Raw genomic sequence first — 17,736 nt, forward strand, 5'->3', positions numbered from 1 at the left:
AAAGGCCCACTCTGTGGGCCTTTTTTATTTCTAAATTAGTTAGTTAGTTCGTGTAATACCTTAATGAAGTTGTGATTAAGATCTGTATGTGTCCCAATGTTCTCAATAAACAAATCGGCCTTCTTTTTCTTTTCTTCAATATCCATCTGTTTAGCTAAAATCGTCTCAGCTAATTCCAGGCTGATATTATCTCTTTTCACTAAACGCTCTAATTGAATTGAGCGAGGCGAGTAAGCACAAACCGAAACATCAGTCTTAGAATGAAGACCTTTTTCAAATAAAAGAGGAACGTCGTAAACGATATACTTATGCGGACCAAACTCATTGTAGGCCGCTTTAAAAGCATCTGGCATCTGAGCGTAGATAAACGTTTCAAGCTTCCCTTGATTCTGAGGAGTCTTAAATGCAAGCTCTCTAAGCGTCTTAAAGTGAATCGTATCATCAATAATCGCTTCAAGAAAATGCTTCTGAACAAAATCAAACGACTCTTTCTTCTGATAAATACTCTTCACCAATCGATCAGCATCAATCACTGGTATATTTTCATCTCTAAACATCTGGGCAATCGTCGTCTTTCCAGTGGCAATACCACCAGTCAGTCCTACAATAGGCACTGGAATGTTATAGAGTCTTGTCGTCGGATCTTTAGTGATCCACTTACTTGCTAGCTTTTTCATGTACCTTAGCTTGGTTCCAGTAAACATCCATCTGCTCTTGATTCATGCTCTCAAGTCGTTTACCACTTTTTTCCATTAGGTCTTCCATTGAATGAAAGCGTCTTAGGAATTTTTTATTGGCAGCGTGAAGGGCAGCATCAGCGTCCATATCAAGGTGACGAGCAAGTTGAGCGATAGAAAACAATAAGTCTCCCATCTCTTCAAACACAGCATCGCGATTAATTGGTCTATGAGGAGTTAATTCTTCTTTAAGTTCCTGCCACTCTTCTTCAACTTTGTAAGCAACCTGAGTGTAGTCATCCCAATCAAATTTTAAATCGTTCGTTTTCTTACCAATCTTTGTCGCTGCAAGAAGAGAAGGAGCATTTAAAACGGATTTCTTAATTCTATGGTGAGTCGCCTCGCCAGCTTCGCGTAGTTTTTCTTCAGCCTTAATCTTTTCCCAGTTAAGTACAACCTGATCAGCTGTTATTGCAGTATTTTTGTTTTCAAAAACATGTGGGTGACGGCGAACAAGTTTTTCAGTTAAAACTTTTGAAACAGATTCAATATCAAATTGATTTTTCTCAGAGGCCAGTTGCGCATGCAATAATACTTGCATTAAAACATCGCCAATTTCCTCTTCCATTTTCTTTGGATCTTTTTCTTCAACGGCTTCAACAAATTCGTATGATTCTTCCAGAAGATATTTAAGAAGACTTTCGTGAGTTTGTTTCAAATCCCAAGGACAGCCATCGACTGGATCTCTTAGAGCAGCGATTACGTCTTTTAGTTTTTCGAAATTACTTTTATTCATTTGCGGCACCTGTTAAATTTTGTTACCTTTTTAGAAAGGACAGAGACATGAAACTTACAATATTTTACCAGAATAGTGGAGTAAAGAAAGACACTAGCAGCATGGAGAGCGTGATTTCTGCTCTACAGAGTGTTCTGGCAAAAAACTTAACTAAAAATCCCCATTTCGCAGGTGTCAAAGAAGTCAGCATGACAATGACTCTTTGTGGAAAAACCAAAATCCGAACTTTAAACAAACAATACCGTCAGAAAGATTATGTGACGGACGTTCTGTCATTTCCCATTTATGACAATCTTCGCCCTGATAAGAAGCCCCGTGGCCGCAATCTTTCGCAGATGGACTTAGGTGATTTGGTTATTTGTAAAGAAAAAGCATTGTCCCAGGCCCGTGAGTTTGAGATAACTTACGAACAAGAAGTTGTTCACCTCGCAGTTCACGGTTTTTTACACCTGATCGGCTTTGACCATGAAATCTCGAATAAAGAAGAGAAGATCATGGAAGCTCACGAAAACGAGCTGGTGGGACAAGTTTACAAAATACTTAAAAAGAAGAAATAAATATGAATGAGCAAATTAAAATCGAACTCAATGAAAAGCGTCTGAGTATTAAATCCTACGCAGACAAGCTAGACCTTTTACGGAGGTCGCTTTGAAATTGAGAAAAAACAAGGTCGCTTAGGAGAAATCACTCGCATTGAAGCGATGGATGGATTCTGGGATGACGCTCCCAATGCTGCCAAAATTCAAAAAGAAAAATCAGTCCTTGATGAAGTTGTAAAAACTTATCTGCATTTAAAACAATTATACGATGACTTCGATGTGCTTTGGGAATTCGCCAGCACTGAAAACGATGAATCATCGGCCGTAGAAGCGATTGATTCTTATAAAAACTTTCTCGTTGAATTCAATCTTGCCGAACAAAAAGTTCTGCTTTCAGATGAACTCGATCCAAACAACGCTATCGTCACAGTTAACTCTGGTGCCGGTGGAACAGAGTCTTGCGATTGGGCCTACATGATCATGCGAATGATTATCCGCTGGGCAGAATCTAAAAAATTCAAAGTGCAAATTTTAGACACTCAAGAAGGGGATTCAGCAGGGATTAAGTCGGCAACGATCACGATCACCGGGAACTACGCTTTCGGTTTACTAAAATCAGAATCAGGTGTGCATAGACTTGTTCGTCTCTCACCATTTGACTCTGCCGGAAGACGCCACACTTCGTTTGCTTCACTCTTTGTTTCAGCTGAGATCGACGACACAGTTGAAATTGATATTCAGGATAAAGATTTAAGAATCGACGTTTACCGCTCAGGTGGATCTGGTGGACAGTCCGTTAACACGACTGACTCTGCTGTTCGTATCACTCACATTCCAACTAATACAGTTGTTGTTTGTCAGAATGAGCGCTCTCAGTTGCAAAACAAAGCGCAGGCCATGAAAGTTCTTCGCTCTCGTCTTTATGAGCTAGAGATGGCAAAAAGAAGAGTCAAAGAAGCTGAGCTTGAAGCGACTAAAAAAGATATCGCATGGGGAGCACAGATCAGATCATATGTTCTTCACCCATACAAACTAGTCAAAGATCACCGTACAGATTTTGAATCTTCACAAGCTGAAAAAGTTCTCGAAGGAGACTTGGATAGTTTTATTGACGCCTACTTAAGATGGGTTGTTGAAGAGGAAACTAAACGTGAAGTCCACTAATAACTTTCGCATTTTTCTGACTCTATTTTTAGATAGCACTACTAAAAAATTCTTAGTCGGAGTTCTGGTTGGACTCGCATTTTCTATTGCCGTGATTCTCTCGACTGTCGGAATTATGGATGGGTTTGAGCGTGCTCTTCGCCACGGTTTAAAAAAATCGGCCGGCGATATTACGATGAAATACTCCAATGGCTTTTTCACGGTTAACGAAAGACTAAAAAAAGAACTTGAAGATGCTGAAGTTAAAAACTACGCACCTATGATTGAGACAGAGAGTTTTCTAATCTTCAATGATGAATCTCGTGGTGTGCAGATTAAAGCTATTAATCCAGTTTACGGACGAGTGGTTGGCATTCCTTTAAATCTTGAACCTCATACCGTTGGAATCGGTTCAGAAATCGCTCGCATTAATAAAATCGCTATTGGCGATGAAATTGTTTTAGCTTTTGGAAAAGGCGGTGATGAATTTAAAAACATGCCGACTCTGAAGCGCTTTAAAGTTGCTCAAATTGTCACTCATGGTGTATTTCAAAAAGACGCCCGTATTGTCTATACTCGTTTAGATGAAGTGCAAGCGCTGCTTGGGCTTGCCAGCAAAGTGAACATTATCGCTTTTAACATTGATCGCACCAAACTAGGTTCAGGCAATGACCTGCAAGCAATTGAAGCAAAATTAACTGACTTAAGAATGCGTTTTGAGCCAGAGTTTTACTTCAAACCTTACTGGAGAGAATACGGTTCTCTGATTGAAGCGGTTCAGGCCGAAAAAGTTCTTATCAGCTTAATCCTACAATTAATCGTGGTGATCTCAGTCTTCAACGTTTTAGCTTTAATTTATTTTATCAATGAGAAAAAATCAAAAGAGCTTTTCTTATTTAAGGCCTTGGGCCTTTCTAAAAAAAGTATGAACAATCTCTGGATCAAATTAGTGATGATGATGTGGGTGGTAGCTTGTGTTTTATCAATCGCATTTGTTCAGCTGTTTCGCTTGATGCTTTTAAAACTTCCTTTTTTCGCATTGCCTGCGGAAGTTTACCATATGCCGAGAATTGATATTTATTTGTCACTCTTTGATTACGTAATGGTTTTTGCCCTAGCTTTAGTATGGATGCTATTAATTACTTACTATCTTCTGAGAAAACTAAGAAACAAGAGTTTACTAGAAGGACTTCGCCAGGAATTTGCATGAGTTCGAACGTTATTATTAAAATTGAAAATGTGAAGAAAACTTATACTAAGTCACAGGCATTAAGAGGCGTAAGCTTTGTAATGAATGAAGGTGAGGAGTATTTAATCCGTGGTGCTTCAGGCTCAGGGAAATCAACTCTTCTTTATCTTTTGGGTGGGCTGGACCGTCCAACTGAAGGACGTGTTATTGTTAACCAAAACAACCTTGTAGATTTATCTGACGAAGACTTAGCTTTATATCGCAATCGTTATGTTGGTTTCGTTTTCCAATTTCACTTTTTGCTTTCATCAATGAACTGCATGGATAATATTCTTCTTCCTGCAAGATTGGGTGGAGTGGAAAGCGATGAAGTTGTTGTACGAGCAAAAAATTTGGCGAAACTTTTAAACGTTGAGCACTGTTTGGAAAAATACCCCTATGAACTCTCAGGTGGGGAGCAGCAAAGAATTAACATCATTCGCGCATTGTCATTAAAACCGAAACTACTTCTTTGCGATGAGCCAACTGGAAATCTTGATTCGGAGAACTCGCATAAAGTGATCCAGCTTTTAAGAACTCTTGCGAAGGAATTCGGGGCCACGTTAGTTGTTGTCACTCACGATCCACAAATTGCACAAAGTTTCTCCAATCAACTTGTCATGAAAGACGGACTGCTTATAACGCAATGAACCTGATATAAAGTTCTTTGCACCAGAAGCTTTTCTTGTTACTTTTAATGCCTTAGTTTTTTAATCGGACACTGGAGATTTATGTCTCTGAGATTTATCTCTTTATTCATTTTTTGTTTTGTCACTCTAGTGAACTCTTCTGCATTTTCGGCCGACGATATCGGCCCGCGTGTGGACTTATTTAAAATCGATCGCATTGATGTTGTCGGTAATAAAAAAGTAGAGAAGGAAGCTATCTTAGAAAAAATCGGGTCGAAGCCTGGTATGACTCTGGATAACTTTTTACTTAAGAAAGATTTAGAAAAAATCTATTCAATGAAATACTTTGAAAACGTTGAAGCTCATCAGGAAACTGAGAAGGGTTTAAACATTCTTCAATTCAAACTGAAAGAAAAACCAATCATCACTAAGATCACTTTCGAAGGAAACGATGGTCTGTCTGACGATGATCTTAAGGGTCAGGTTAAATCAAAAGTTTTTACAATCTTGGATACAACGACAGTTAAGGCCGACGTTCTGGGACTTCTAAAGTTCTATGAAGAAAAAGGTTACTTTTTAGCTTCAGTAGATTTTCAAGAAAAAAAGTTAAACGAAGAAAATATCGAACTTATTTTTAACATCAAAGAATACGATAAAGTAAAAGTTAAGAAGATTAACTTTTTAGGTAACATCGCTTTCAAAGATGAAGAGTTAAAAAGTATTATCCAGACTCAGGAAGATACACTGTTTTCTTTCATGTCAGGATCGGGGAACTTCAAAGAAATCAATTTCCAAAATGATATTGAGAGAATGAAGTATTTCTATCGTATGAAGGGTTACCTTCAAATCAATATTGGAACACCGGAGATTACTGTCTCTGAAGATAAAAAATGGGTCTTCATCACAATGAAGCTTCAGGAAGGTCCTCAGTTTACGGTTAACAAAATCACGTTCCAAGGCGAAGTGCTTTTCCCGGAAACAGAACTTCATGAAAAGATGGTTCTAAAAGAAAACGAAACTTATTCTGAAGAATCTCTTAGAAAAGACATTCAGATGCTTACGGAAATGTATCAGGATGAAGGGTATGCGTTTGCCAACGTTATCAGAAACCTGAATGTTGTTCCGGGCGAAAATAAAGTTGATGTAGAGTTCTCATTCGAAAAAGGTAAGATCGCTTACTTTGGAAGAATCAGAATTAAAGGGAACCCGAAATCACGCGATAAAGTTATCCGTCGTGAAATCACTATTAAAGAAGGCCAGAAGTTTAACGGAACAGATCTTCGTCAATCGAAGGAAAATGTTCAACGTTTAGGTTTCTACGAGCCGGAATCAATCGTATTCAATACTGTTTCTCCAAAAGATAAAGAAGATGTTCTGGATGTTGAAGTTTCAGTAAAAGAAAAGAACACTGGGCAAATCTCTCTTGGTGCTGGTTACTCGACAGCAACTGGTGGATTCTTCCAGGCTTCAGTGACTCAATCAAACTTTAGAGGTTTAGGTCAGAACTTATCATTCAGCTTAAACGTAGCTAAGACTTCAAATACTTTCAGTATCGATTTTACTGAGCCGTATTTCTTAGACACAAAGTGGTCGCTTGGTGGTGGGGTTTTCATTTCAGAAAACGATACGTCATCTTCATATAGTGAAAAAAGAAAAGGTGGAAACATAAGAGTTGGTTACCCAATTTTTACTTTCACAAATCTTTATATGACTTACAAACTTGAAGACACGAGAATTAAATCTGTAGACGATCCGTCTATTGATATCTCGCTTGAAAATGGTTTAGCTTCTTCTATTCAGACATCAGTAGTTCACGATAAGCGTGATGACAGATCTGACCCAAGAAAAGGTTACTTCCTAAGTTACTCAACAGAGTATACTGGTGTTGGTGGCGAGAAGAAGTGGATTAAAAACGAAGCTGAAGCACGTGGTTACTATCCGGTAGTAGGGGACTTAATTTTAAGATCTCGCTTCTATGCTGGAAAGTTAGACCAGGTTGAATCACGCAAGATTCCACGCACAGAGAAATTTACTTTAGGTGGATCTAGAAACCTTCGTGGATACTCATTTGAGGATATCGGACCGAAGAAATACTTAAAGAGAACTGACGGGTCAGGAATTTCTGAAAACTTCAATATTGGTGGAGAGTTCATGACTTTTACTAACGTTGAATTCCAGCATCCACTTTCTAGAGAAGCTGGACTAAAATGGGTTGTTTTCTTTGATGCAGGTCATGCAGGTGACGTGGATAAAATTAAAGTTTATACTGACTATGGTTTTGGATTTAGATGGTTCTCACCAATCGGAGTTTTACGCTTTGAATTCGGTTACCCATTGACTGGAGAGTTTAAGGAAAAAGGCTCTCAATTCCATTTTGATATCGGACAAGTGTTTTAATAATATGAAGGAGTATTCGATGAAAGCAATGATCGCAGTTTTGGCCCTTGTTATGACAAGCTCTGCATTTTCAGCTGTTAGTGTTGGAAAAGTAGATGTTCAAAAAGTTCTTATCACAGTTAACCAAGGTGTTGCTGTTCGTGACCAATTAAAAAAGTCATTCGATGAGAAGCAAACAATTCTAAAGAAAGAAGAAGATGCAATTAAAAAACTTCAAGATGATTACTCAAAGAAAGCTTCTGTAATCAACGAAAAAGAAAAAGCTAAGAAAGAAAAAGAAATCCAAGAAAAAATCATCGCTATCCAACAAAAAACTTCTGGTTTCCAAAAAGAAATTCAGGATATGGAACAAAAACTTAAAACTCCAATCTTAGAAAGAGTTAAGACTATCGTTGATGAAGTTTCTAAAGCAGCTGACGTTGATCTAGTTTACGAAGCGGCTACAGCGCCAATTCTTTACGCTAGAACAGAAAAAGATTTAACTGATGAAGTTGTAAAAGCGTACAACAAAAAATTTGCAAAATAGTTAAGTAATTAAAAATATCTAAAGTGAAGGGATCCGTTAAAGTGTTAAAGCTTGGCGGGTCCCTTAACTATGTAAGGGGAACCTAATGAAACTAGGAAGCCTAAAAAATTTCGATCCAAGTTTTCAACTGATCACTGATAGTGACCAGACTTTAAGTGTTGAAGGAATCACTGATACCAGTGAATTTTTACCTCATCATATCCTTTTTATTAAAAATAAATTCTTTTTAAATGAATACCTGCAAAGCGCCTTTGCTGATCATTTGGGAATTATTCTTGATAAAAAATTCCAAGAGACGATGACTCCGGAGCAAACCGAAGCAACATCACAAAAAGCGTTATGGGTTGGGGCCGTTCAAGATGTAAATCTTGCGATGTCGTTCTTATCAAAACCTTTTTACGATGAAAAAATCGGCAACCCAAATGACATGGTCGATGGCCGTCAGATGGGAACGGCAACAGTTCACCCAAGTGCATGGATCGCTCAAGGCGTATTCATCGGTGAGCGCGTAACCATCAATGCTAACGTTAAAATCCATCATGGTGTCACCATCATGTCTGGAGCAATGATTGATGAAGGGACGGAACTTTTCCCCAATACAACTATCTATAGAAATGTAAAAATAGGAAGCAATGTTCGCATCCATGCTAATTGCGTGATCGGTGCTGACGGATTCGGATACAACTTCTCTAAAGGCGTTCACCATAAAGTGTGGCACGTTGGAAGTGTAGTGATCGGCAATGATGTTGAAATCGGTGGCGGTACTTGTATCGACGGCGGAACATTTTCTCCAACATACATCGGCAATGGATCGAAGATTGATAACCAGGTTCAAGTTGGACACAATTGTAAACTTGGAACAGGCGTTGTTCTTTGCGGCCAGGTAGGTATCGGTGGAAGCACTGTGATTGGTGACTATACAGTTCTAGGCGGAGCTGCAATGGTTGCTAATGGAATGAAGATCGGTAAAGGGGTGCAAATCGCTGGAGGATCTGGAGTCACTGGGGCAATTGAAGATGGAGCTGTTGTCGGAGGATTTCCTGCACGCGATATTAAAGAATGGTTTAAAGGAGTGGCATACGTCAGAAGACAGTCGCTCGCAAAAGATAAGAAAGATTAGGAGTATTGAAATGTTACTGAACACAGAACAAGTTAAAAAAATTCTTCCTCACCGTGACCCGTTTCTTTTTATTGATTCAGTTGAATCAGTATCAATTCCGGGACAAGAAATTGAAAAAGGAAAAGTATACGACATCAAAGAACTTCAAAACATGGAAGTTGTCGCTCACTATACAACGAAAAAAGATCACAATATTTTTGCAGGACATTTTCCTGACTACCCAATTCTTCCGGGAGTTGTTCAAGTTGAGATGATGGCTCAAGCAACAAGCTTTATCGTTCTTCTTTTAAACCAAGATCCATTCAGCATGAAAATGGACGTTGCTCTATTGGGAATCAATGAAGCTCGCTTCAGAAAACCCATTTTCCCAGAGATGGAATTAAAGATTGTAACTAAGACTCTTAAAGTAAGAGGCCCGATGATTACAAGTGAATGTAAACTGTATCACAATGATGTTTTAATGAGCGAAGCGACGGTTCTTGCTTCGTTGAAAATGACTTAGTTTGTGGAAAAAATGCTCCAGTGGAGCATTTTTATTCCGCAATGAAAAATAGAAAAGGCGAACTCTTTAATTAGAGTTCCACAAACAAGGAAGTCTCATATGAGTAATGTTCACCCAACGGCACTAGTAGATAAAAATGCAAAAATTCACGAAACGGTTCAGATCGGACCTTTTTGTATCGTCGGCCCGAATGTTGAAATCGGCCCGGGAACAGTTCTTCACTCACACATCGTGGTAGATGGTCACACAACAATTGGTGAGAACAATAAATTCTTCCAAGGTTGTTCTATCGGAGCTCCACCTCAAGATAACTCTTACAAAGGTGAGCCAACAAAAACGATCATCGGTAACAACAATACTTTTAGAGAGTACTGCTCAGTTCACCGTGGAACACTTAAAGAAAACTTAGAAACAAAAATCGGCGATAACAGCTTATTCATGGCCTACGTTCATATTGGTCACGATGTTGTTATCGGAAACAACTGTACAGTTGCTAACTCAACGAACTTTGCAGGACACGTAAAAATCGGTGACCGCGTAATCATCGGTGGTGGAAGCCAGATCCAACAATTCGTAAGTCTTGGACGTGGATCATACATCGGTGGAGCTTCAGCTCTTGACCGCGACATCCCATCTTTTTGTACAGCAATGGGGAACCGTGCTTACTTAAAAGGGATCAACATCATTGGTATGAAACGCCAAGGTTACAGCAAACAAGAAATTTCTGAAGTTGTAGATTTCCTTAGAACAATGGAAACAGCTAACATTTCACCGCGCTCATTCGTTGAGAACGCTGAACTGATGGCAGAATATAAAGACAACAGAGTTGTTATTGAAATGGCAGACCAGATTAGAAAAACAGAAATCGGAATTGCACCTTTTAATCCATAGGTATTAACGTGAATAAAATTAAAGTAGCAGTTATTGGATATGGTCACTTAGGAAAATGGCACGCTCAAAAAGCGGAGAGTTTTCCTGAGTTGGCAGAACTAAAATATATCGTAGAAAAATTCCCGGCAGGGCAGGAAGCTGCAAAAAAAGCTCACCCGAATGCGACAATTGTCGACGATATTTCAAAGTGTATTAACGATATCGACGCTGGATTTGTTGTCACTCCGACTTCATTTCACTACGACATCGTTGAGTATCTTCTAAAAAATAAAAAACATGTCTTCTGTGAAAAACCAGTCACTGAAACAACGGCCCAAGCTTTAAACTTAAAAGAGTTACTAAAAGCAAATCCAGTTGTTCTTCAAGTTGGTCACTCGGAACGTTTCCACCAAGCGTGGGAGCAGAAAGAGACATACGCTCAATTTTTTGAAGCGCCTTCTCACATTACGCTAAAGCGAGTGGCACCGTTTAAAGGCCGTGCAACTGACGTAGACGTTGTTCAGGATTTAATGATTCATGACCTAGACCTTCTGGTTTATCTCTTCAATGAGAAGCCAATCAGCGTTGATGCTCAAGGTTTTAAGATGAGAACAAGCCGCTACGATTATGTAACAGCAAACTTCAAATTCGAGTCAGGTAACCGCGCTACAATCACTGTAGGTAGAAACCAGACGAAGGAAGTAAGAGAGCTGGAAATTTCAAACAAAGCAGGAACACTTTTAGTCGACCTGATGAGAAATGAAATTTCAGAAGCACTTGGATCACACCCAGGGCCTGAGTTTGTTAAGCTTGAGTCTTATGAAAAACGTGACCATTTACTTCTTGAGCATAAAAACTTCTACAACTCGATCATCAACAAGACTGCACCAGTTGTAACATTAGAAGACGGATTAACTGCTGTTCGTTTAATCGATCAGGTTTTAGAAAGTGTAAATAGTGGGCGCGAGGTAATGTTATAATGGTTAAGAAGTCATGCTTGGTTATCGCAGGCGAAAAATCAGGCGAAGAGCATGCTATTAGCTTTTTTAGTGAACTAAAATCATTCACACCTGACACTGAATTCTTCGGTGTCGGTGGAGATGATTTAAAAAAAGAAGGATTAGAACTTCTGTACCATGTGAATGATTTTTCATCATGGGGTTACAGTGAAGTTATTACAAAAATTCCTTTTTATATCAAAGCAATGAATCATATCGTTGCTGAAGTCCAAAGACGTGGCTGCAAAACGGCCATCCTGGTCGACTATCAATCATTCAATTTAAAACTCGCTGGAAAGCTTAAAGCAATCGGCGTGGAAGTTCTTTATTACGTGGCCCCTCAAGCATGGGCATGGAAAGAGTACAGAGTTAAAAAACTAGCAGCTTCAGTAAACACACTCTTCACGATTATTCCTTTTGAAAAAAAGTGGTTTCATGACAGAGGTGTTAAAAACGTAATCAGCATCGATCACCCTTTATGGACAACTTATAAAAATGATCTGGAGAGTTTAAATAAACCGGTTGAGATTCAGTCTCCGCTGCAACTTTTACTTCTTCCAGGCTCACGTAAGTTTGAAGTGGAAAAACTCCTACCGATTTTTATTGAGTCAGTAGTTGAACTAAGAAAAATGATGCCGGTGGAAGTCTCGATTGTTAAATCGAATTCAGTTCCAGATGCGCTCTATGCACCATACGATTCATTTATTAAGTACGAATACACCAATGAAAACCTGACAACAGCACTTAAGAAAGCAGACTTCGCTCTTGCTGCAAGTGGAACTGTGACATTGACATGCGGCCTATACGAAGTACCAACAGTTGTTTGTTATAAAACATCACTTCTAAACCAATTTATTTATGAAGTACTGGTCAGCTACAGATGGTTCATCAGTCTTGCCAACATTGTACAAAATCGCTCGGTCTTTCCTGAGTTACTTCAGGATCAAGTGAGCGCTCACAATATCGTGTCGTATTTAAGGTTTTGGTATTATAATAAACCTGACTATCTTGAGTTGAAAAAGAAGCTTAAAGAAACAAAAACATTGGTTCGTGGTGAAGCGCTTTCGATACCAAAATACATGGCAGATGTAATAGAAAAATCTTATGGAAAAAAAGCAGATACCTCTACTTAAAAGAATCTTTTTTTCACCACTGTCGTGGGCATGGGAGCTTGTCTATTTTCTTCGTCGTGCCTGTTATGACTACGGAATTTTCAGACAAAGATCATTTCAGGTTCCCATCATCTCAATCGGAAATTTAACTTTCGGAGGCACTGGTAAAACTCCTTTTACTTTGTGGCTTGCTGAATACCTTCACAAAAAAAATAAAAGAGTGATGATCCTCATGAGAGGGTACAAAGGTAAACTTGAAAACTCTTCAGGTCTTATCAACTCTGGAAAATTAATGACTCCGGATCCAGTTGATTACGGCGATGAAGCTCTGTTATTTGCCAGACGCCTTCAAGACGCCACGATTGTGGTTGGAAAAAATCGCAGTGAAAACTTAGGATTCTATTTTCCAAAAGTAGAGCCTGACGTTGTACTCCTGGACGATGGTCACCAGCACATCAAGATCAAACGTAAACTCAACATCGTCCTCTTCGACGCTTCAATGCCTATGTCACGTTATAGAGTGGCACCATTGGGTTATATGAGAGAAGGCTTCCAGGCCTTAAAAGACGCCGACCTGGTAGTCATCGGTAGAGCAGACGTTGTTTCAAAAGAAAAAGTCAGTGAGCTTAAAAAATTTCTTCAGCCACATCTTCCACTGGGAGTTGAGTTTGCAGAAATGGGATTTAAGCCCAACGGATTTTATAATGCAGCTAACGATTTAGTTTTAACTGTTGAGCAAATCAGAGGTAAAAAAGTTATCCTGGTTGCCGGAGTAGCTAATCCAAAATCATTCTTTAAATTACTGGAAGAGTTGGGAGCGGAAGTTATCGTCACTGAATCTTTCCCAGACCACCATTATTTTAAGCCGGATGAAATCAACGCTTTACTATCTTATGCTAAAAGCGAAGACGCTCTTTTAGTTACAACAGAAAAAGATATGGTGAGAATTAAAAAAATTGTTGAAGACGATGCGATCGTTTTTCTGGAAGTTGATGTACGCTTTTTAAGCGGAGAAGCAGCGGCCACTAAAGTTATCGACTCTTGCTTCCAGAATCTTTATTAGGATATTAAGATGAAAAATTATAAATCAATTTTACTTCTAGCTTTCACGCTTGCCCTTGCATCGTGTGCAACAAACTACGAAGAAGAAAAGTCTGTCTTATTATCAAAACCAGAAAGCACAGATCTGGTAAATCAATTTGATGCTGAAAAACAACAAGAAGAAATTTATAAAGCAGATGAAGCAGCAAAAGCTGAAGAAGCAAAAGTTGCAGCTGCCGCAGCTAAAAAATCAAAGAAAGAAAAAACAAAAGTTGTAAAAGAAACAAAAACTGAAGTCGCGACAAAGGCTCCAGCTGCACCAGTAGCTAAAGCGGCAGACGCTCCTAAGGTAAGTATCGCAAAAGTTCTAGCTCTTCCAGCAGGCTACCCTGAAGAGTACAAAGCATACGATGCTAAATCAAAAGAAGCGTGGGCAAAGTTCAATCCGGTTTTCTACCAGGGCGAACAATCAATCATGGCCGTGACTTACTTAGGTGTGACAGCAGGATACATTACAATCATGTCTAAAGAAGTTGTGGCGTTAAATGGAAAACAGGCCTTCCATTATTATGCACGTTTCAAATCAAGTGATTCATACAGATACTTCTACTGGCTTGATGACAAGCTTGATAGTTACGTAGAAAAAGAGACTTTCCTTCCAATGAAATACTCTCTGGTTCAAAGAGAGAAAAAACAAAATGTTGATGACCTTCAGCTTTTTGATTTCAAAAAGATGATGACTTACAACTGGTACAAACGAGTTAAAGAAGGATCAAATAAAGACGAAAAAGGTGAAGCAATGATCCCAAGTCTTGCTCAGGATTCTTTCTCAGCTCTTCAATTCGTCAGAGGTCTCCCGCTTATTAAAGGCGATAAATATGAACTACCGGTTATCACTCGCGGTAAATTCTGGATTCTAAAAGTCGAAGTTATGGGTGAAGAATCGACAACTGTTAACGGTAAGGACACTCAGGCAATCAAGATCAAAGCAGAAACAAACTTCCCAGGCGTTCTTAAAAAGAGCGGGGACATTAACTTCTGGTACGGAACAGACCCTGAAAGAAGGCTGCTAAAATTCCAGGCCAAAATTAAACTGGGATCTCTTTACGGAGAAGTGGTCGAATATAAACCTGGGATTAAGGTTCAATAATTGGGTAACAAGTACGCCAGAAATATTCTCTACGTCCTGCCAAGTAAAGGATGGAACACAAAAGAGCGTTTTGCTTTTAGGGATATCGCTCAGGCCAAAAAACACGGCTATAACATTTATATCTGCACGTACGAAGACTCTTTTGCGGCAAGAATGGCAAGAAGCTTTGAAATCGAAGTTATCCCGTACAGACCCCATTTCTTAAATCGTTTTTTTAATTTCCATAAGCATTTATCACTAAGGCCAGCTTTTAAAAAAGCTCATATTGATATCGTTCACTGCTACAATTTCAATTTATTATTCTCTTTGAGCATCCAGCTTAAGAGACAAAATATAACTGCACTTGTACTCACACAAGACTCACCAATCGATAAGCCATTGCAACGTTTTTGGTATAGACCTCTGATTTCGAGAATCGATTCTTTGATCATCGCCAATAAAAACTTATTGCAAGATGCTCTTGGAAATTTAGGTTTACCATTGAAGAAAGTAGAGTACTTCGGCCTTGGGATTAAGTATGAAGATGCGGTAAATCCACTTCAGATCGCTATCAATTTTGATTTATATAAGGATTATTTCCTAACTGGAACTTATGTTTCTCCAGGATTAAATGATCACAAAAGATTGATCCCGGTTTTATCGGCCTTGAAAGTTATCAACGAAAAAAATCCTGGCGGAAAAAAGAGTAAGCTGGTTTTAATCACTCCAGTTGATTTCCAAAGCATGAGCTGGCTTCCAAATTTAATGAGAAACATTCAGGAGCAAGATCTTCAGGAAGACGTTCTGTTTGTCACCACTCAGGATATTATCGGAGTTATTTCACACCTTGATCTTTGGATCAGTAATGCTCCGGATGAATTGATTGAAGACTTTGCCATCAGCGCCCTTGTCCATGAAGTGCCGGCGATCCTTGCTCGCAACTTCTGTAGCAAAGATTTACTGGAAGAATATGAAGGAGTAGGTGAGACCTATAAGCTTTTTGACGCACGTGAACTTCGCGACAAGTGGGAGAAAATCATCCTCGGTCAGGCCATCTATAAAGAGAAAACAAGACTCTATAAGTATTTTATTGAGAGAGAGCACTCGCATAAGAGCTACAAAACACAACTAATGAACCTCTATTCGAAGTCAGTCCAAAGAAGAGTTCGTCTTTTCAGGAAGAAATAGACCCGCCCCCTCGACAACGCCGTGTATTCCTTGTATATTTGCCTCTCAAATCTAGTAACTCTTTTTTAAGGTAGAAGCTGGGGCCTTTTTTTAAAAGGTAAAAAAATCTCTCGAGGTATATTATGGCTCAAAAACAAGAACTAAAACAAAGTTGGATGAAAGGTTACGACGTCGTCATTGGTGAAGACGTAGAAACTAAAGTTGCAACGGATTTTAGCGCGCTACTGGACAGTTCGATTTCTAAGAATTTTGAAGAAGGTGAAGTGTTCATGGGAACAATCATCAACATCGGTCAAGACTACGTAACAGTAGACATTGGTTACAAGCAAGAAGGTCTTGTATCAGTGAAGGAATTCCAAAACTACGATGGATCACTTAAAATTAAAAAAGGTGACCAAATTGAAGTTTACTTAGAAAAACTAGAATCAAACATGGGTAACCTAATCCTTTCTAAGGATAAGGCTGAAATCCTAAAAGCATGGGATAGAATCTCTCTAGCTTGCGAATCAGGTGAACCATTAACTGGTACAGTTATCGCAAAAGTTAAGGGTGGTCTTTCTGTGGATATCGGAGTTAAAGCTTTCCTTCCAGGATCGCAAATTGACATCCGTCCAACAAGATACCTTGATAAGTACATTGGTAAAACAATGGAATTCAAAGTTATTAAGTTCAACAAAAAACGTGGGAACATTGTTCTTTCTCGTCGTGCAATCCTTGCTGAAGAGCGTGGAAAAATGCGCGGTGAAATTCTTTCTCAAATTGAAGAAGGAATGGTTGTTAAAGGGATCGTTAAAAACATTACTGACTACGGTGCATTCATTGACCTTGGTGGTATCGACGGTCTTCTTCACATTACAGATATGTCATGGGGAAGAGTTAAACATCCAAGCAACATCCTAAACATCGGTGACGAAATCGAAGTTAAGATTCTTAAATTTGATACAGATAAAGAGAGAGTATCTCTTGGTCTAAAACAAGTTCAAGCTAATCCATGGGAAGAAGCTAAGTCAAAATACATCCCAGGAACTAAAGTTGCTGGTGAAATCGTGTCTGTAAAAGACTACGGTGTATTCATTGAACTTGACGATGGTATCGAAGGATTAATCCACGTATCAGAAATGTCATGGACAAACAAAATTAAGAACCCAACTAAGCACTTCAATGCTGGTGACAGAATTGAAGCTCAAGTACTAGACGTAGATGTTGAAAACAAGAGAATCTCTCTTGGTCTAAAACAACTTCAAGCAAACCCATGGGATGCTCTAGTTGCTAAGTTCAAAGTTGGTGACAAAGTTAAAGGAAAAGTTAAATCAATCGTAGACTTCGGTGTATTCGTTGATTTAGGTGAAGACATGGATGCATTAATCCACGTTTCTGACGTTTCTTGGACTAAGAAAAACATCAACGTAGCTGACGAATTCAAAGAAGGACAAGCTGTAGAAGCTATGGTTCTAGCTGTTGATAAAGAAAACCAAAAATTCTCTCTAGGTCTTAAACAACTAGAGGAAGATCCATGGAAGAAGATTGAATCAAGATTCCCAGTTGGAACAGTTGTTGAAGCAGAAGTTGTTCGTGTAACGGACTTCGGAGCATTCGTAGAACTAGAAACTGGTATCGAAGGTCTAATCCACATTTCTGAACTTTCTGACGAAAGAGTAGAAAAGCCATCTGACGTAATCAAGAAAGGTGATAAACCTAAAGCTATGGTTATTTCAGTTGATAAAGAAGCGAAGAAAATTGCTCTATCAATTAAAGCTGCAGCTCACGGTGGTGAGTACAAGTCGACTGATAAAGTAAAATCTGCAACTCTTGCTGATAAATTCAAAAAAGATCTTTAGTAT

At 38.9% G+C, this 17,736-nt stretch carries 17 protein-coding genes; 15 read left to right on the forward strand and 2 right to left on the reverse strand.

The genetic code is table 11. The features are described from left to right. Positions 1 to 35: 35 nt before the first annotated feature. Positions 36 to 677 carry a dephospho-CoA kinase gene (gene coaE / locus SHI21_RS04525; protein WP_323575003.1) on the reverse strand — a complete coding sequence of 214 codons (642 nt, stop codon included), beginning with the start codon at positions 675 to 677 and terminating at the stop codon, positions 36 to 38. Continuing rightward, the gene (gene mazG, locus SHI21_RS04530; protein ID WP_323575005.1) at positions 658 to 1,473 is read right to left on the reverse strand and encodes a nucleoside triphosphate pyrophosphohydrolase; all 816 of its coding nucleotides are present in this window, start codon (positions 1,471 to 1,473) and stop codon (positions 658 to 660) included. The genes coaE and mazG overlap by 20 nt, the downstream gene beginning before the upstream one ends. A 47-nt stretch (positions 1,474 to 1,520) precedes the next feature. Between mazG and ybeY the strand changes: the two genes are divergently transcribed. The 15 genes from ybeY to SHI21_RS04605 all read left to right on the forward strand — a co-directional run bounded on the left by ybeY (position 1,521) and on the right by SHI21_RS04605 (position 17,733). Continuing rightward, the gene (gene ybeY, locus SHI21_RS04535; RefSeq protein ID WP_323575006.1) at positions 1,521 to 2,030 is read left to right on the forward strand and encodes an rRNA maturation RNase YbeY; all 510 of its coding nucleotides are present in this window, start codon (positions 1,521 to 1,523) and stop codon (positions 2,028 to 2,030) included. 20 nt (positions 2,031 to 2,050) lie between these two features. Further along, a protein-coding gene (gene prfB / locus SHI21_RS04540; protein WP_323576257.1) for a peptide chain release factor 2 occupies positions 2,051 to 3,176 on the forward strand; the annotation gives its coding sequence in 2 pieces (ribosomal slippage) (positions 2,051 to 2,122 and positions 2,124 to 3,176; 1,125 coding nt in all). After that, positions 3,163 to 4,365, forward strand: coding sequence for an ABC transporter permease (locus tag SHI21_RS04545; protein WP_323575007.1), 1,203 nt, complete (start codon positions 3,163 to 3,165; stop codon positions 4,363 to 4,365). The genes prfB and SHI21_RS04545 overlap by 14 nt, the downstream gene beginning before the upstream one ends. Next, entirely contained in the window at positions 4,362 to 5,033 is a 672-nt protein-coding gene (locus SHI21_RS04550; RefSeq protein WP_323575008.1) for an ABC transporter ATP-binding protein, read from the forward strand. The genes SHI21_RS04545 and SHI21_RS04550 overlap by 4 nt, the downstream gene beginning before the upstream one ends. Positions 5,034 to 5,114: 81 nt before the next feature. Continuing rightward, entirely contained in the window at positions 5,115 to 7,409 is a 2,295-nt protein-coding gene (gene bamA / locus SHI21_RS04555; RefSeq protein WP_323575009.1) for an outer membrane protein assembly factor BamA, read from the forward strand. Between the two features lie 19 nt (positions 7,410 to 7,428). Beyond that, on the forward strand, positions 7,429 to 7,935 hold the full coding sequence (locus SHI21_RS04560; RefSeq protein ID WP_323575010.1) for an OmpH/Skp family outer membrane protein: 507 nt from the start codon (positions 7,429 to 7,431) through the stop codon (positions 7,933 to 7,935). Between the two features lie 85 nt (positions 7,936 to 8,020). After that, positions 8,021 to 9,055, forward strand: coding sequence for a UDP-3-O-(3-hydroxymyristoyl)glucosamine N-acyltransferase (lpxD, locus tag SHI21_RS04565; protein WP_323575011.1), 1,035 nt, complete (start codon positions 8,021 to 8,023; stop codon positions 9,053 to 9,055). 10 nt (positions 9,056 to 9,065) lie between these two features. After that, positions 9,066 to 9,557: a 3-hydroxyacyl-ACP dehydratase FabZ family protein gene (locus SHI21_RS04570; protein WP_323575012.1), complete on the forward strand. Its 492-nt coding sequence runs from the start codon at positions 9,066 to 9,068 to the stop codon at positions 9,555 to 9,557. Between the two features lie 99 nt (positions 9,558 to 9,656). Next, the gene (lpxA, locus tag SHI21_RS04575; RefSeq protein ID WP_323575013.1) at positions 9,657 to 10,448 is read left to right on the forward strand and encodes an acyl-ACP--UDP-N-acetylglucosamine O-acyltransferase; all 792 of its coding nucleotides are present in this window, start codon (positions 9,657 to 9,659) and stop codon (positions 10,446 to 10,448) included. Between the two features lie 8 nt (positions 10,449 to 10,456). Next, complete coding sequence (locus tag SHI21_RS04580; protein ID WP_323575014.1) at positions 10,457 to 11,407, forward strand: Gfo/Idh/MocA family protein; 951 nt, start codon at positions 10,457 to 10,459, stop codon at positions 11,405 to 11,407. Beyond that, positions 11,407 to 12,558 carry a lipid-A-disaccharide synthase gene (gene lpxB, locus SHI21_RS04585; protein WP_323575015.1) on the forward strand — a complete coding sequence of 384 codons (1,152 nt, stop codon included), beginning with the start codon at positions 11,407 to 11,409 and terminating at the stop codon, positions 12,556 to 12,558. The genes SHI21_RS04580 and lpxB overlap by 1 nt, the downstream gene beginning before the upstream one ends. Further along, on the forward strand, positions 12,530 to 13,600 hold the full coding sequence (lpxK, locus tag SHI21_RS04590) for a tetraacyldisaccharide 4'-kinase (RefSeq protein ID WP_323575016.1): 1,071 nt from the start codon (positions 12,530 to 12,532) through the stop codon (positions 13,598 to 13,600). Before lpxB ends, lpxK begins: the two co-directional genes overlap by 29 nt. A 9-nt stretch (positions 13,601 to 13,609) precedes the next feature. Then, the gene (locus SHI21_RS04595; protein WP_323575017.1) at positions 13,610 to 14,728 is read left to right on the forward strand and encodes a DUF3108 domain-containing protein; all 1,119 of its coding nucleotides are present in this window, start codon (positions 13,610 to 13,612) and stop codon (positions 14,726 to 14,728) included. Next, positions 14,729 to 15,895, forward strand: a complete 1,167-nt coding sequence (locus SHI21_RS04600; protein ID WP_323575018.1) for a glycosyltransferase — start codon at positions 14,729 to 14,731, stop codon at positions 15,893 to 15,895. A 122-nt stretch (positions 15,896 to 16,017) separates the two neighbouring features. Continuing rightward, entirely contained in the window at positions 16,018 to 17,733 is a 1,716-nt protein-coding gene (locus tag SHI21_RS04605; protein WP_323575019.1) for a 30S ribosomal protein S1, read from the forward strand. Positions 17,734 to 17,736: the final 3 nt, after the last annotated feature.

Origin of the sequence: Bacteriovorax sp. PP10 (assembly GCF_035013165.1) — a bacterium.
GTDB lineage: Bacteria > Bdellovibrionota > Bacteriovoracia > Bacteriovoracales > Bacteriovoracaceae > Bacteriovorax > Bacteriovorax antarcticus.